Origin of the sequence: Mesorhizobium sp. C089B (genome assembly GCF_030323125.1) — a bacterium.
Classification (GTDB): Bacteria; Pseudomonadota; Alphaproteobacteria; order Rhizobiales; family Rhizobiaceae; genus Mesorhizobium.
On sequence record NZ_CP100469.1, the window covers coordinates 5180894 to 5196555 of the forward strand.

The 15662-nt window shown below is 63.7% G+C and carries 11 protein-coding genes and 1 pseudogene; 6 read left to right on the forward strand and 6 right to left on the reverse strand.

Annotation, left to right across the window (positions count from 1 at the left end):
- Window positions 1-34 precede the first annotated feature (34 nt).
- Window positions 35-793 (forward strand): MBL fold metallo-hydrolase, encoded by a 759-nt coding sequence (locus NLY44_RS25550; RefSeq protein ID WP_245263853.1) that lies wholly within the window; start codon window positions 35-37, stop codon window positions 791-793.
- Between the two features lie 4 nt (window positions 794-797).
- Here the strand turns inward: NLY44_RS25550 and NLY44_RS25555 are convergent, their stop codons facing one another.
- The 3 genes from NLY44_RS25555 to mutS form a co-directional block, all read right to left on the reverse strand.
- The gene (locus tag NLY44_RS25555) at window positions 798-1352 is read right to left on the reverse strand and encodes a TetR/AcrR family transcriptional regulator (RefSeq protein ID WP_023806140.1); all 555 of its coding nucleotides are present in this window, start codon (window positions 1350-1352) and stop codon (window positions 798-800) included.
- 65 nt (window positions 1353-1417) lie between these two features.
- Entirely contained in the window at window positions 1418-1882 is a 465-nt protein-coding gene (locus NLY44_RS25560) for a nuclear transport factor 2 family protein (RefSeq protein WP_023806139.1), read from the reverse strand.
- Between the two features lie 73 nt (window positions 1883-1955).
- On the reverse strand, window positions 1956-4685 hold the full coding sequence (mutS, locus tag NLY44_RS25565; RefSeq protein ID WP_023806138.1) for a DNA mismatch repair protein MutS: 2730 nt from the start codon (window positions 4683-4685) through the stop codon (window positions 1956-1958).
- Between the two features lie 165 nt (window positions 4686-4850).
- Between mutS and NLY44_RS25570 the strand changes: the two genes are divergently transcribed.
- The 3 genes from NLY44_RS25570 (at window position 4851) to NLY44_RS25580 (ending at window position 9647) form a co-directional block, all read left to right on the forward strand.
- Window positions 4851-6032 carry a glycosyltransferase family protein gene (locus NLY44_RS25570; protein WP_032905187.1) on the forward strand — a complete coding sequence of 394 codons (1182 nt, stop codon included), beginning with the start codon at window positions 4851-4853 and terminating at the stop codon, window positions 6030-6032.
- 143 nt (window positions 6033-6175) lie between these two features.
- Complete coding sequence (locus NLY44_RS25575) at window positions 6176-8455, forward strand: NADP-dependent malic enzyme (protein WP_023698953.1); 2280 nt, start codon at window positions 6176-6178, stop codon at window positions 8453-8455.
- Between the two features lie 124 nt (window positions 8456-8579).
- Window positions 8580-9647, forward strand: coding sequence for a GGDEF domain-containing protein (locus NLY44_RS25580; RefSeq protein ID WP_023806136.1), 1068 nt, complete (start codon window positions 8580-8582; stop codon window positions 9645-9647).
- A 98-nt stretch (window positions 9648-9745) separates the two neighbouring features.
- Here NLY44_RS25580 and NLY44_RS25585 read toward each other — a convergent pair whose 3' ends face one another.
- On the reverse strand, window positions 9746-10912 hold the full coding sequence (locus NLY44_RS25585) for a porin (protein ID WP_286455645.1): 1167 nt from the start codon (window positions 10910-10912) through the stop codon (window positions 9746-9748).
- Window positions 10913-11270: 358 nt separating this feature from the next.
- On the reverse strand, window positions 11271-11975 hold the full coding sequence (locus NLY44_RS25590) for an antitoxin Xre/MbcA/ParS-like domain-containing protein (RefSeq protein WP_023806134.1): 705 nt from the start codon (window positions 11973-11975) through the stop codon (window positions 11271-11273).
- 431 nt (window positions 11976-12406) lie between these two features.
- Between NLY44_RS25590 and NLY44_RS25595 the strand changes: the two are divergent.
- Window positions 12407-13299: pseudogene (locus NLY44_RS25595) on the forward strand (IS5 family transposase).
- Between the two features lie 150 nt (window positions 13300-13449).
- Here NLY44_RS25595 and NLY44_RS25600 read toward each other — a convergent pair.
- Entirely contained in the window at window positions 13450-14442 is a 993-nt protein-coding gene (locus NLY44_RS25600) for an adenosine kinase (protein WP_023709632.1), read from the reverse strand.
- A gap of 216 nt (window positions 14443-14658) precedes the next feature.
- On the opposite strand from NLY44_RS25600, the gene NLY44_RS25605 reads away from it, so the two are divergent.
- Window positions 14659-15561 (forward strand): DMT family transporter, encoded by a 903-nt coding sequence (locus NLY44_RS25605; RefSeq protein ID WP_023806133.1) that lies wholly within the window; start codon window positions 14659-14661, stop codon window positions 15559-15561.
- Window positions 15562-15662 lie beyond the last annotated feature (101 nt).

A 15662-nucleotide genomic window follows, 5' to 3' on the forward strand; every position in this document is an offset into this window, starting at 1 on the left:
CGGGTATCATCATACGGCGTATAGAGTCGGAGCCATGACGGTCACGTCGCTGCGCGACGGTTACGTCGACATGCCAATCAGGCGGCTGCGCCAGCCCGGAGACCGGACATTCGGTGACAATCTGCCCTCGCATGTACCGCTCGTCGACGGTGCGCTCAGGCTGTCGGTCAACGCCTTCGCCATCGATGACGGCGACGACATCACGCTGATCGACACAGGGGCTTCGAACGCCTGGCACCCGACAATGGGGCACCTGCCCGAGGCGCTGCGCGAGGCGAAGATCGCCACCGAGCGGATTCGGACTGTTGCTTTCACCCATACCCATCTCGACCATATACACGGGCTCATCCTTGCCGATGGTGACGACGGCTTCCCGCAGCTCTCTCGCCTGCTTGTCCCGCGCGCTGAGCTCGGCATGTTTCGCGACGTGGCGAGGCTGGAACGCTTCCACGATCGCGCCCAGCCTCTCGATGCTGGACAGCGCGTCAGCGCTGACATCGATACGATCGGCTCCGCTGGCCATGAAGCCGGCCACACTTGCTTTCGCGTTGTGAGCGCAGGCGAAACACTGTTGATCTGGGGCGACATCGTACATGTGCCGTCGCTTCAATTCGATCGACCCGAGATCACGTGGGAATTCGACGCAGACCAGCAGCAGGCGAGGGCAAGCCGGTTGCAAATGCTGGCGCTTGCGGCCAACAACGACTGCTACGTCGCCGGCGCGCATCTTGATTCGCCCGGCGTCGGCCGGGTTTTTCGAACCGAGACGGCTTTCCGCTTCGAGCCCTTGTAGCACTCTAGCCGAGCGCCGCCCGCGCCCGTCGCAACGCGCGCGAAAACACTGCGGTGTCGTCGAAGGCGCGTGCCAGCGTGAGCGCGCCCTGGATGGCGCCGACCGCTTCTTCGGCGAGTTCGTCCGCCCTGTCAGCGCTGTGCCCGCTTCGGGTCAGCGCTTCGGCAAGATGCGCCACCCAGCGGCCGAAATAGCTTTTGATCGCGATGGCGAAGAGGTCGCGGGATTCGTCCAGCGCGAAGGCGCCGATCAGGCACACCCGGCGCCCCGACCGGAAATAGCTCTCCGTCGCTTCGAACATCCGATCGATGCCCGTACGAGGGTCGGCCCTGTCCTGCAACGGCACGAAGACATTCTCCTCGAACCAGCCATCTATATGGGCAATGACAGCCGCCGCCATCTCTTCCTTGCCGCCGGGGAAGAAGTGGTAAAGGCTGCCTTTGCCTAGGCCGGTCGCCGCACCGATCCGCGCCAGGCTCGCCCCTTCATAGCCGTGTTCGCGGAAAACCTCGCCGATGATGGAGAGCAAATCGGCGCGATCGGGCGCGATCCTGCGCATGCGCTAGTTTTCCGCTTGAGCATGATCTTTGCCGAAAACCGCGACACAGTTCTAGGGATCACACTCTAAAGTCCGAGTTCGGTCAGGCCGGGATGGTCGTCCGGCCGGCGGCCGAGCGGCCAGTGATATTTGCGCTCACCCTCAGCGATCGGCAGGTCGTTGATGCTGGCGACGCGCCTAGGCATCAGTCCATCCGCGTCAAATTCCCAATTCTCATTGCCGTAGGAACGGAACCAGTGGCCACTGTCGTCGCGCCATTCATAGGCAAAGCGCACCGCGATGCGGTTGTCGTTCCAGGTCCAGACCTCCTTGATCAGCCGGTAGTCCAGCTCGCGCGCCCATTTGCGTGTGAGGAAGGAGACTATCTCATTTCTGCCCGAGACGAACTCGGCGCGGTTGCGCCAGGTGCTGTCCTGCGTATAGGCGAGCGAAACCCGTTCTGGGTCGCGGCTGTTCCAGGCGTCTTCGGCCATGCGCGCCTTCTGCGCGGCGGTCTCGGCGGTGAAGGGCGGCAGCGGCGGACGGCTCATGTCATTCTCCCATCGGCAAAGGCGATGGCGAGCATTGTACCAATCGGTACAATTGGTCAAGGCCGAAATCGGGCTAGGTTTTCCCCGCCAGCCCCTTCAGCCGGTAGAGCGCTTCCAGCGCCTCGCGCGGCGTCATCTCGTCTGGATTGATCTCACCCAGCGCTGCGCCCAATGCGTCGCTCTTCGCAGGCTTTGCCGCTTCCCGCTTCATTGCCACCGAAAACAGCGGCAGATCGTCGACCAGTCGGTTGGCCTTGCCGGAGACATCGCCTTCCTCAAGCTGATGCAGCACCTCTTTGGCGCGGCCGACCACCGCTTCCGGCAGACCGGCAAGGCGAGCGACCTGAACGCCATAGGAGCGATCGGCGGCACCCTTGCCGACCTCGTGCAGGAAGACGACGTCGCCTTCCCATTCCTTGACCCGCATGGTGACGTTGGAAAGGCGCGGCAGTTTGCCGGACAGCGCCGTCATCTCGTGGAAATGGGTGGCAAAGATCGCCCGGCAGCGGTTCTTCTCGTGCAGATACTCGACTGCCGCCCAGGCGATCGACAGGCCATCGAACGTGGCGGTGCCGCGACCGATCTCGTCCAGGATCACCAGCGCCCGTTCGCCGGCCTGGTTGAGGATCGCCGCCGTCTCTACCATCTCGACCATGAAGGTCGAACGGCCGCGCGCCAGATCGTCCGAGGCGCCGACCCGCGAGAACAACCGGTCGACGACGCCGATATGGGCCGATGTCGCCGGCACGAAGGAACCGGTTTGGGCGAGGATGGCGATCAGTGCGTTTTGCCGCAGGAAGGTCGACTTACCGCCCATATTCGGACCGGTGAGCAGCCAGATCGCGCCGGCCTTGGCCCCGTCTTGCGGCGACAGATCGCAATCATTGGCGACGAACGGCCCTTCGCCCGAACGCCGCAGCGCCTGTTCCACCACAGGATGGCGTCCGCCCGAGATATCGAAGGCGAGGCTGGAATCGACCAGCGGCCGGCACCAGGCTTCACTCTCCGACAACAGCGCGAGCGCCGCCGACACGTCAAGTACGGCAAGCGCATCGGCGCCGGCGCGAATTTTTTGCGCCTCGGCGACCGCCTCTGTCGTCAGCGTGTCGAAAGCGGCAAGCTCGATGCTCAGCGCCCGGTCGGCGGCATTGGCGATTTTGGTCTCGAGTTCGGCAAGTTCGGTCGTGGTGAAACGCATGGCGTTGGCCATGGTCTGGCGGTGGATGAAGCGCGCCTTGGCGCCGTCGCTTCTGGTCATGATTGAATGGTGGTTGGCCGTCACCTCGATGTAATAGCCCAGCACATTGTTGTGGCGGATTTTCAGCGAGCGGATGCCGGTCTCCTCGATCAGCGAGCGCTCCAGTCCGGCGATCACCTTGCGCGATTCGTCGCGCAGCGCCCGCATTTCGTCGAGCTCGGCATGGTAGCCGCCGCGCACGAAGCCGCCGTCGCGCCTGAGCAACGGCAGTTCCTCGCCAAGAGCCTGGGTCAGATGCTCGGCCAGCGCACGCGGCAGCGCCTTGATCGCGGCAAGTGCTTCCGTCAATTCATGGGGCAGCGCTGTTGCGGCGAAGATTTCGGCAATGGCGCCCGCCGCTTCAAAGCCGGCACGCAGCGCGCCGAGGTCGCGCGGGCCGCCGCGGTTGAGCGCCAACCGCGACAGCGCTCGCGGCATGTCGGCGACGCTCTTCAGGCTTGACCGCACCGCCTGGCAGAGCCGCGTCTCGGCGCGGAAGAACGATACCGAATCAAGCCGGGCGGCAATCGCCGCCGGATCGGTCAGCGGCGCCATCAGCCGGTCGGCGAGCAGCCTGGCGCCGCCGCCGGTGACCGTGCGGTCTATAGCCTTGAACAGCGAGCCGTCGCGGCTGCCCGACAGCGTGCGCAACAGTTCCAGATTGCCGCGTGTCGCAGGATCGATGAACAGCGTCGAGCCCTGCTCCTCGCGTTCGGGACGCGACAAAGGCGGCCGCTCGGCCTTCTGCGTCTTTTCGACATAGGCGATGGCGCCCGAGATCGCCGACAATTCGGCGCGCGAGAAGGCGCCGAAACTGTCCGGCGTCGCCACTTCGAAGAAGCGCGCGATCCGCCCCGCTGCCGAAGCCGAATCGAAAAGCGACGGCGGCTGCGGGCTGGCGACGCGGCCGATGAAGTCGAACACCGGCTTCAGCTCGGGATCGTAAAACACCGGCTCGGCGACGATCAGCTCGCGCGGGTCGACGCGGAAGACATCGGCCAGCAGGCGGTCGGCCGTGGTTTCGGCGACGCGGAAGACGCCGGTCGAGATCTCGATCCAGGCCAGGGCGAAGGCGTCACCGCTGCTGCCGCCCTTCACCCGTCCCAGCGCCATCAGGAAACTCGATTCCGACGGCGCCAGCAATTTGTCCTCGGTGATGGTGCCGGGCGTCACCAGGCGCACCACGTCACGGCGTACGACCGATTTGCCGCCGCGCTTCCTGGCTTCCGCCGGGTCCTCGATCTGCTCGCAGACGGCAACGCGAAAACCTTGGCCGATCAGCTTTTGCAGATAGTCGTCGGCCGCATGCACCGGCACGCCGCACATCGGAATGTCGTTACCCTGGTGCTTGCCGCGCTTGGTCAGGACGATGCCCAGCGCCTTGCTCGCCTTTTCGGCGTCGTCGAAGAACAGCTCGTAGAAATCGCCCATGCGGTAGAACAGCAGAGAATCCGGGTTCGCCGCCTTGATCTCGATATATTGCTCCATCATCGGCGTGACGCTGCCGACGGGCGCAGGCGGTGTCACCTCGGGGGCGTCGGTTTCTGCTGAAGTGTGCATGTTCATGCCCGCACGCTAGCAGATGTGGGTGCGGGGTTTAATGCCGGCGGCCCGAAAAGCAGGGGACGACCGGCCTCGACGGCGGCTTGTGCTCCCTCTACGCCGGGTGAAGCCGTTGGTTGCTTCGGGCGCCAACCAGACCCTATGATCGCCATGGCGGGGATAAGCGGCATGGATCAGGACAAACAGGAGGCGTTCGAAGAGCTGGTCGGTCCGGCTGGATCGGCGCTTGAGCGCCTGCTGCTGTTGGCGGCGCGGCGCGTCCACCGCAGCAAAGGCAAGCTCAGGGGGACACTGCGCAAGCGCGTCCCCTTCCTCCTGCCGACACGCGGGCCGCTGTCCGATGTCGATGGCGGCATCGACATGTCGCTGCATGTGCTCAGCCGCGACCCGCTGGTGCTCTATGTCCCGATTGGCGGGTCGCGGCCGCTCTATCCGCTGGCAGCGCTCGGCCGGCGCCTGGCGGCGCGCCGCGTCACCTTCCTGACGATGCAGACCTGGACCATGGAGCGGCCGGCTGTCATCGCCCGGATGGGCCGCGATCTCGCCTGGTATGCCGGCCGGTTTCCGCTGCACGAAATCATCTTCCTGTGCAACACCGAGGAAGAGCGCCGTCTCATCGCAGCTGCGGGCGGCAATGCCATCTTCTCCAACCACAATCTGATGGTGTCGGAGGATATATTCCGGCCGCTGCCGGACGTGCCGGTCGAATTCGACGCGGTCTACAATGGCCGCATCTCGCCGATCAAACGCCATCACCTGGCCTTCGACATAGAGCGGCTGGCCCACATCACCTATTCGATCGGCGAATTGCCGCCGGTTGCCGCCCGCGCCTTTGTTCGGCGACTGCAGGCGCGTTCGCCGCTCCACCAGATCGCCAATCCGCTCGTCGACGGCTGGCCGGGCAAGCTGACGGCGCAACAGGTCAACCACGTCTACAACCAGGCCGCCGTCGGGCTGTGCCTGTCGGCCGTGGAAGGAGCGATGTACTCCTCGATGGAATATCTGATGGCCGGCCTGCCGATCGTCAGTACGCCGAGCCTTGGCGGTCGCGACGTCTATTTCGATCCGGATTATTGCATCGTCGCCGATCCGGAACCGGCTGCCATTCGCCGCGCCGTCGAGACGCTGCGAGATCGTGCCATACCGCGTCAGCACATCCGCCGCCGCACGCTGGAGAAGGTTCACGCCCAGCGCATCGAACTCATGGCGTTCCTGACTGCATTGCTGCGGCGCAAGGGAAGCCGTGCGCCACCCATCGAGACGTGGCCTTTCCCCGGCACAGACGGCATGATGCGTCGGGGAACGGTGCGCGAAATCGCTGCCTTCGTCAGCGAGCCAGAGCCGACGTGACGCCGTTCGACCTTGGGGGATTTCGCTGCGGGCGTGAAGATCGCTTGGCGGTTTACAGCGGTGGCGTGTAGCCTTAATTCGGAAGTTTCAAAAACACGCACCCGTCTCAAGGGGGCGACACCGGCGAGGAAATCAAAAGCATCATGGCCAAGAAAACCGAAAATAGCGGCCCCTCCGTCAGCGCCGAGGAGGCGCTGGAATTCCACGCCATGGGCCGCCCCGGCAAGCTGGAGATCGTCGCCACCAAGCCGATGGCGACGCAGCGCGATCTGAGCCTCGCCTATTCGCCGGGTGTCGCGGTTCCTGTGCTGGCCATTGCCGAAGACCCCAGCCGCGCTTTCGACTACACGACGCGCGGCAACATGGTCGCCGTCATATCCAACGGCACCGCCATTCTCGGCCTCGGCAATCTCGGCGCGCTGGCCTCCAAGCCGGTTATGGAAGGCAAGGCGGTGCTGTTCAAGCGTTTCGCCGATGTCGACTCCATCGACCTCGAAGTCGACACCGAGGATGCCGACGAGTTCATCAATTGCGTGCGCTTTCTTGGGCCGTCTTTCGGCGGCATCAACCTGGAAGACATCAAGGCGCCGGAATGCTTCATCATCGAGCAGCGCCTGCGCGAACTGATGGACATCCCGGTCTTCCACGACGACCAGCACGGCACCGCCATCATCTCGGCCGCCGGGCTGATCAACGCGCTGGAGATCACCGGCCGCGACATGAAGACCACGAAAATGGTCTGCAACGGCGCCGGCGCCGCCGGCATTGCCTGCATCGAACTGATGAAGGCGATGGGCTTTGCCCCCGACAACATCATTCTGTGCGACACCAAGGGCGTCGTCTACCAGGGTCGCACCGAAGGCATGAACCAGTGGAAGTCGGCGCATGCGGTCAAGACCGACACGCGCAGCCTGGCCGAGGCGCTCGACGGCGCCGATGTCTTCCTCGGCCTGTCGGCCAAGGGTGCGTTGACCACCAAGATGGTGCAGTCGATGGCCAAGAACCCGATCATCTTCGCCATGGCCAACCCCGACCCGGAGATCACACCCGAGGAAGTGGCCGAGATCCGCACCGATGCCATCATGGCCACCGGGCGTTCCGACTATCCGAACCAGGTCAACAATGTGCTGGGCTTCCCCTACATCTTCCGCGGTGCGCTGGATGTCAGGGCCACCACCATCAATGACGACATGAAGATCGCCGCAGCGAGAGCGCTGGCCGACCTGGCGCGCAAGGACGTGCCCGACGATGTCGCCGCCGCCTATCAGGGCAACCGGCCGAAATTCGGCCCCAACTACATCATCCCGGTGCCGTTCGATCCGCGCCTGATCTCGGCCATCCCGCTCGCTGTGGCCAAGGCGGCGATGGAGTCAGGCGTCGCCCGCAAGCCTATCCTCGACCTCGACCGCTACGCGCAGGAGCTGTCGGCCCGCCGCGACCCGATCGCCTCGACCTTGCAGCGCATCTACGATCGCGTCCGCCGCCAGCCCAAGCGCATCGTCTTTGCCGAGGGCGAGGAAGAACAGGTGATGCGCGCCGCCGTCTCCTATGTGAACCAGAAGCTCGGCACCGCGATCCTGCTCGGCCGCGACGATGTAATCAAGGAAAACGCCAGGCACGCCGGCATCGACCTCAACAAGCAAGGCATCGAGATCATCAATGCCAGGCTGTCGCGCCGCAACGGCATCTATACCGATTATCTCTACGAGCGCATGCAGCGCAAAGGCTTCCTGTTCCGCGACTGCCAGCGGCTGATCAACAACGACCGCAACCATTTCGCCGCCTGCATGGTGGCGCTGGGCGATGCCGACGGCATCGTCACCGGCGTCACCCGCAACTATTCCACGGCGCTCGACGATATCCGCCGCGTCATCGACGCCAAGCCCGGACACCGTGTCATCGGCGTCTCCATCGTGCTCGCGCGGGGCAAAACAGTCCTCGTCGCCGATACCGCCGTGCACGACATGCCCAATGCCGAGCAGATCGCCGACATCGCCGAAGAGGCGGCGGGATTTGCCCGCCGCATGGGCTACGAGCCGAGGCTCGCCATGCTTGCCTATTCGACCTTCGGCCACCCGCAGGGCGAACGCTCCGAGCGGGTGCAGGAAGCGGTGCGCATCCTCGACAAGCGCCGCGTCGATTTCGAATATGACGGCGAGATGGCCGCCGACGTTGCGTTGAACGCCCGTGCCATGGCGCAGTATCCGTTCATCCGGCTGACCGGCCCGGCCAACGTGCTGATCATGCCGGCGTTCCACTCGGCCTCGATCTCGACCAAGATGCTGCAGGAACTCGGCGGCTCCACCGTCATCGGCCCGCTGCTGGTCGGCTTGAACAAACCGGTCCAGATCGTCTCGCTCAACGCCAAGGATTCGGACATCGTCAACATGGCTGCGATCGCGGCCTATAGCGCGGGAGCCTGATTGGCGGCAAAATCGCCAACGCATAAGAGATTGATAATATTCGGCTGCTATAGGGAACGTTCTCGCCCCCTATGGCCTTATGGCATTGGCGGCGCGCTCAGACCGCCAAAACGGGGGTGCGGCCATGAAGCATGACACGGCATCTGTGGTCGGCCAGGGGGTCTATCACGACGAGCGCCTGGATGCGCTGCTGAGCATCACCGGCCGCATGGACGGTTATCTCTACCGTTGCCGCAACGATGCGTCCTACACCATGCTCTACATCAGCGACGGCATTTTAACCGTCAGCGGTTATCGGCCGAGCGACTTCATTCAAAATGCCGTGCGCGACTATGTCTCGGCGATCCACCCGGATGATCTCGCTGCGGTCTATGCCGCCGTCGATACCGCGCTCGAGGCGCGCTGCAACTGGAACGTCGACTACCGCATCGTGCCACAGGTCGGCGAGCCGCTCTGGGTGCGCGAGATCGGAGGCGGGGTCTGGGATGGTGCCGGCGAACTCGAATTCCTCGAAGGTTTCGTCGTCGACATCAGCGACCGCAAGGTCGTCGAGGATCTCAACGCCGAGCTGCTGCTCGAACTCAAGGCCGCCAATGAGGAACTCTCCGTACAAAAGCGCAAGATCGAGCTGGCCAAGCAGCACAGCGACCACTCGGCCAACCACGATGCATTGACCGGCCTGCCCAACCGGCGCGCCTTTCACAACGAGCTGAGGTCGGTGATCGACCGCTGCGACAGCACCGGCCAGGCGGCCGGCCTGCTGTTCATCGACCTCGATAGGTTCAAGAAGGTCAACGACACGCTCGGCCACGAGGCCGGCGACGCGTTGCTGCAGGAGGTGGCGGGTCAGCTTCGCACCATCCTGCGCAGCGCTGATTTCGTGGCGCGGCTCGGTGGTGATGAGTTTGCCTTCCTGTTTTCGGGGAACGCGGAGCAGGCCAGGGAGAAGGCCGTGCGCGTGGCGGAGCGCGTGCTGGAGCGGCTGCGCATCAAGGTTCCCGCTCCGGGTGGCGACATCCATGTCGGCTGCACTGTCGGCGTTGCGATCTATCCGACGGAGGCTGCCGATCCGGATGCGCTGGTCGCGCTCGCCGACCGGCTCATGTACATCGGCAAGAAAAACGGTCGCGACCGGCTGGTCACCACCGACGCTTTGGGGCTTGAAGCCGGCGAGCTTCGCCAGTCCGCCTGAACGAAGCGCTCATCGCGACGACACAGCGACGCCCGGTGCTCGAATGAAAAAGGCCCACAGCGTGCGCTGCGGGCCTTTTCCTATGATGGGTCGGTAGATCAGAACGAGCGCTGGAAGCGGAGGATGCCGCCAAGGCTGCTCTTCTTGTTGGCCTTGGTCCAGTTGTTGAAGTCAGCGTCGCCGAATTTTCCGGCATTGAGGTAATCGACTTCAGCCGTGACGGTAAAGCCAGGCACGACGGTATAGGCCACGTTAGCGGCGACGCCGAGGTTCTTCCAGTCGTCATAAGAGACCTGAGCGTTGAACGACGTCTTGTCGTTGAACTTGTAGGTGCCGCCACCCCAGATTGCCCAGTTGCCGCCCCACTGCTTGTAGAAGCCGCGACCGTGAGCATCGATAGTGTTGCCCGCGTCGTCGGTGAGGTTGTCATCGGTGCCGTAGCCGCCCATGACGAAGAGCGTGAACTCCTTGCTGACATTGACGTCCAAGCGGACCTTGCCTGCCACTTCCTCGTAGTTGCTGTCATAGGCGACGACGCCCGTGACCGAACCCCAGTCGCTCTTGTACTTCAGGCCGCCGACGACATGCGGAACGTAGCTGTCGATGGTGCCAACCGCGCCCGCGCCTTCTTCGAGAGAGACCACGGCGGAGAAGCCATTGCCTGCGTCGAAGTAGTACTGAACGACGTTGCTCTCCTGTCCGCCATACGGAACCAGCGTGTCCTGGATGACGGCGCCGGCATAGTTGGTGAACGTATCGAAAGCCGTGTCGTCCTTACCGACGCGCAGGCCACCGAGCTGAATGTAGGCGTAACGCAGCGACAGCGCCTTGTTGCGGCCCTGCCAGTCGTTTGCATTGGAAGAGGCTTGATTAAGATAGTCGCCATTGCTGTTGCCGAAATTGAAGCGGGTCTCGGTGTAGGTCTTCAAGGTGCCGAGTTCGGTTTCCTGGCCGGTCCAGGTCTTCAGCGTGAAGCGGGCGTTCTTGGAGAAACTCGAATTCGTACCGTCCTCATGGTCAGGGACATGGTTGGCACCATCGAATGAGCCGGCATCGCCGGCGCCGATGTCGTAACGGACGTAGCCGCCGATGCGCAGGCAGGTCTCGGTGCCGGGGATGTAGAAATAGCCCGAGCCGTAGACGTCGCAGATCTTGACGTATTCGGCCGGTTCCGGCTCGGCGACGACGACCGCGTCGGCGGCGCGTGCGCCCGAAACCGCGATCAGTGCCGCGGCGGAGCCGAGCAGAAGGCTCTTGATGTTCATTTTCTTGAATCTCCAGTCAAAGGTTCAAATTAGGTCGGACATGGCTCTGCGGCCTGCCGCTTCACCCCATACTGAAAGCCGCGCATCGCGCCGTGCTCCCGCCTCCGACATGGCCCATGCCGAGGCGGCGATCAACAGAGATTGTGTCGGGAAAGCGCCTTTCCGACTCTTCAAAAAGTATTGTTGCGCAATTATCACGTCATGTTTCTGACATGATGGCACATGTGGCACAATCGGTACATAAGGGACGGAGATATATAGAATTATGGAGTAGAATTTGATCTGCGAAGCCGGTTATAGTTCGCTTTGACGCTTATTTACCCGACGGTGGGGGATCGATCGAAATCCCCACGGAAAATCAGACCGGCGAAAAATCGCGTGCGGCCAGCACGACCTGCTGCACCATGTCCTGTTTGAGCATGTCGATCGGGATGCGGCCGCCGAGTTCCGGCGCGGCGCGGTTCAGCCAGAACCAGGCAAGCCTTGGATTGGCGATCGCCGACAGCACCTCGCTGATTCCCGTAGCTGGCCTGCCGTCGACGAACTGGGCCAGCGGGAAGACATGCTTGCGGCCGCCCTTGCGCAGCGCAATGACCTCGCCCCGTCTTTGCCAGCGATGCAACGTCGAGCGTGGAATGCGGAATTTCTCTTCCAGATAGGTCGACCCGGCGACTTCGCCGGCCCAGTCCTCGATCAGCATCGATTGAAGCATGCGCTCGCCCGGCGGGTGGGATGCCACCTTGCCGGGTTCGGCTGCCGTCGTCGGCTCGTCAACCGCGACGATTGCCGCGTCGCGGCGCGTCGCCTTGCCGGCAATAGACTGGACGAAGTCGGTGGCGAGCGCAGTCCACTCGCCTCGGAAGGCATCGACCGCAAGCAGCTGCGCCTGCGAAAGGAAAGTCAGCGCGGCGGCAACGCTGCCGGCAATGGCGCCGGCCGAAGCCAATGCCTGCGGGTCCATGGCTATGCCGTGCTGGACCAGTGCCTGCTGCACCGCCTCGGCCACGAGGCCTGCCAAGGCCTCCTGCGAAATCCCGTCCGTCTGGTTCTGAAATCTGGTCATGCATCTGTCTTGCTGGCCACACGCTCCTCCCAGGCTGTGGCCGGTTGGTTGAACGGCTATAGCGGAGAGCTGAAAGCGCGGCGACAACAGACGCAGCGACCCGACAGGTTGCTGTCTTGCATTTTGACACCCCAACGGTCTGTGGGCGCTTCGAAATGTCAGTCGCGAGACGCCTCACTGTGCGTGTAGGTCTGCTCTGTGACAAGCGCACGACAGGTGGGCTTCTTCCTTCTCCCCTTGTGGGAGAAGGTGGATCGGCGCGGAGCGCCGAGACGGATGAGGGGTGTTCCAGCTTGGCGCCAGCTTACCCCTCACCCGGATTGCCAGCCGATTTGTGAAGGACAAATCGGGGCAATCCGACCTCTCCCTCAAGGGGACTGTTGCAAAATTGGGTGGATGTGATTCCCTGTTTTTGAAACGGGGATTTTGCGATGACGACAAAGCCGAGCGGTCAGTTCAGTTTTGTAGAGGCTCTGCTGCCGCAGGGTCTTGGTCGGAGCGGACGACTGGACCGGCTGTCGTCGCTGGTGAAGTGGTATCGCTTCGAGAAGATCCTGGCGCGGCTGCGCTCGCCAACTGGGGCGGGGAGGCGCTCGCCGATCGGCTGTCGTTCCGCCGCTTCGTTGGACTGACGCTCGAGGAGACGGTGCCCGACCACACCACGCTCAACCGCTTTCGCAATCTTCTCGTGGAGGCCGGGCTTCTGGAGAAGCTGTTTGGCGAACTGGACCATCAACTGGACAAGGCCGGGCTGATCCTGCGGCGCGGCACGATGCTCGATGCCACGGTGATCGAGACGGCGGCGGCACGGCCGCCCAGTGGGGCCGCGCACGAAGCGGGCGATGCCGGCGATCCCGATGCCGGCTTTACACGCCGGCAGGGCAAGCCTGGCTCCTCCTACGGCTACAAGGCCCATGTCGGCGTCGACCAGGGTTCTGGTCTGATCCGCCGGGTGAGGACGACAGCAGCCAACGTCAACGACACGGTCGAGGCGGATCATCTGATCTGTGGCGACGAAGGCGCGGTGCTGGCGGATGCGGCCTATCACACCAAGGCGCGCGAGCTGTCGCTGAGGCAGCGCGGGATCAAGCCGCGGCTGATGCGGCGGGCCAACAAGCATCATCCGCGCCTGCCGGCGCGCCTGAAGCAGTTCAACCAACTGATCGCCCGGCAACGTTTTGCCGTCGAGACGACCTTCGCCACCTTGAAGAACCGCATGCGACTTTGCGCCATCCGCTATCGCGGTCTGGCCAAGGCGGCAGGACAGGTTCTCATCGCCGCCATGGCCTTCAACATGCGTCGCTGGGTGACGCTGGCGACCTGATCTAGGGTCGCACTGCGCCCGAAATCCGCCGAATACGCCAACTCCTACCCCATCTGGCCACAAACCAGCGCCGGAAACCACCTCGCATTGCCTCTCTCCACGCCCAAAGCCTATAACGCAACGGGCCCTCAAGGGGGGAGGTAAGAGGCGCTATAGCAGTCCGGCCAGTTGGGCCGCGCTGCGCAAATTCTGCCGCGGCCTTGGCCCAAGCTGCTGGATCACCAGCCCGGCGGCTAGCGAGCCGAGATCGCCGCAATCCTTCAGGCTGCGCCCGCTCGTGTAGCCGTAGAGGAAGCCGGCGGCGTAGAGGTCGCCGGCGCCGGTGGTGTCGACCAGCTCGCGGATCGTCGTCGCCTGGATGGTGACGGTCTCCTCGCCACGCACGATCACCGAGCCTTTTTCGGAGCGGGTGACAGCGGCAATCTTGCAGTCCTTGCGGATAGCCGCCAGCGCCTCGTCGAAGGATTTTGTCTGATAGAGCGACTTGATCTCGTGGCTGTTGGCAAAGACGATGTCGACAGTGCCCGAGCGCATCAGTTCGAGGAACTCGTCGCGGTAGCGGTCGACGCAGAACGAATCCGACAACGTCATCGACACTTCGCGTCCGGCCTCGTGTGCGAGCTTCGCCGTCTGCCGGATCGCCTCCTTGGCGCGCGGCGGATCCCACAGATAGCCCTCGAAATAGGTCACCTTGGCGCCCGACGCCTTGTCGGCCTCGACATCTTCCGGCCCGAGTTCGATGCAGGCGCCGAGATAGGTGTTCATCGAGCGCTCGCCGTCGGGGGTGACGAAGATCATCGAGCGCGCCGTCGGCGGCTGGCCCTCGAGCGGCCGGGTGTCGAAGGCGACGCCCTGGGCATGGATGTCATGCGCGTAGATTTCGCCGAGCGGATCGTTCGACACCTTGCCGAAGAACGCGGCGCGGCCGCCGAAGCTGGCGATGCCGGCGGCGGTATTGCCGGCGCTGCCGCCGGAGGCCTCGATCGCCGGCCCCATGCGGCTGTAGAGCAGCTCGGCGCGCTTGGTGTCGATGAGGTTCATCGCACCCTTGATGATGCCGTTGGTCTCGAGAAAAGCGTCGTCGCACTGGGCGATGATGTCGACAATGGCATTGCCGATGCAAAGCACGTCAAAATCCGGCATCAATGTCTCCGCCTTGGAACCTGCCGGCTTTCTGCCGCGCCCGGGCGGGTCTACAGCATCACCCCGAAAAATGGCAACCGATTTCCACCCTTTGCCCGCCCAGGCCGGCGCGCGCGCCTGGGACGAGGCTCCATCACAGTTCGACCGTGGCCGAAGCATCTGACCGCCGGGTCGCCTACAAGCTTGGCCTCAGATCAAGCGCTGGAAGCACCCTGCATGCAAGCAAAGACCGACATGACCACCGAACTGGCGCTGCTTGGCGTGCTGGCCGCCCTGTGGGGCGCGTCCTATACCTTCATCAAGATCGGTGTCGAGACGATCCCGCCGATAACCTTCATCGCTGCTCGCACCCTGATCGCCGGCGCCATCCTGCTCGTGCTGATCCGCTGGCGCGGCCTTTCCATGCCCAAGGACGGCGCGACCTGGTGGCGGTTCATGGTTCAGGCCTGCCTCAACAGCGTCGTGCCATTCACGCTGATCGCCGCCGCCGAGCGCTCCATCGACGCCGGCCTCGCCACCATTCTCAACGCGACCTCGCCGATCTTCACCTTCCTGCTGACCGCGCTCATCACCCGCCACGAAACCGTAACCGCGCGCAAGCTGTTCGGCGTCGGTGCCGGCATCGCCGGTATTTGCCTGATCGTCGGCACCCAGGCGCTTGGCGGGCTCGGCCATCAATTGTGGGCGCAGCTTGCCGTCATTGCCGCCACGGTCTGCTATGCCGGCGCCGCCATCTTTGGCCGCGGCTTTAGGGGACTCGACCCGATGCTGCCGGCCGCCGGCTCGATGCTGTGCGGCGCAGTCATCCTCGTCCCCTTGAGCCTGGCCTTCGACCGCCCGTGGACGCTGTCGCCTTCAATGGCGTCGATACTGGCCTTGTTGGCATTGTCGGTGTTCTCCACGGCGCTGGCCTTCTGCATCTTTTTCCGCCTCATCCACACGCTTGGTTCGGTCGGCACGACGTCGCAGGCCTATCTGCGCGTGCCGATCGGCGTCGGCATCGGCGTCGTGTTTCTCGGCGAAAGCATCGGGCCGACGGCGCTCTGGGGCATGGGCTGCGTCGTCGCCGGCGTTGCGGCAATGACCATCCCAGCCCGCTCCCGGGCGCTGGCGCGCTAGATCATGATGAGATTTGGTTGAAATCTCATCATGATCTAACCCTTTGTTGGAGTATGATCTTTTCCAAAAACCGGTACCCACTTTTTGGGATCATGCTCTAG